We start from the raw sequence: 417 nt of genomic DNA, 5'->3' as shown, positions 1-417 counted from the left end.
TTCCCGGAGAGCGGCGCGGAGAGCTAGTGGCCACCCTGTTCGTCGCGACGGCGCTGCCAGCGCTCCTCTATGCGGTTCATCATGGAGCGCCGCTGTCTGCCCTGACGGCCGGCCTGGACGGCGCCCGGGGCGCCGGCGACCTGCTCGCCCGGCTTGGGCGCCTTGCGCCAGCCGGTCACGGCGAGGACCGCGCATCCCAGCATCACGAGGAATCCCACGACGCTGAGCCAGACCTGTTGGGCGACCATACCGGCCATGAGGAGCGCAATACCTACGAGGAAGCCCGCGACCGCCTGGTAGACCCGCCGCCGGGTGTACGTACGCAGCCCGCTTCCCTCAAGCGCCGACGCGAACTTGGGATCTTCGGCGTACAGCGCTCGCTCCATCTGCTCGAGCATGCGCTGCTCGTGCTCCGAG

Annotated in this window: 1 protein-coding gene; it reads right to left on the bottom strand. The window is 69.8% G+C overall.

The features are described 5' to 3' along the window. Positions 1-23 precede the first annotated feature (23 nt). On the bottom strand, positions 24-417 hold a 394-nt coding region (locus KDL01_RS42330), incomplete at its 5' end, for an SCO2097 family morphological protein (RefSeq protein ID WP_212534327.1).

Origin of the sequence: Actinospica durhamensis, assembly GCF_018139695.1 — a bacterium.
In the GTDB taxonomy this organism is placed as follows: Bacteria; Actinomycetota; Actinomycetes; order Streptomycetales; family Catenulisporaceae; genus Actinospica; species Actinospica durhamensis.
Note: the sequence above shows the minus strand (reverse complement) of the source record. Positions and strands in the feature narration are given on the sequence as shown.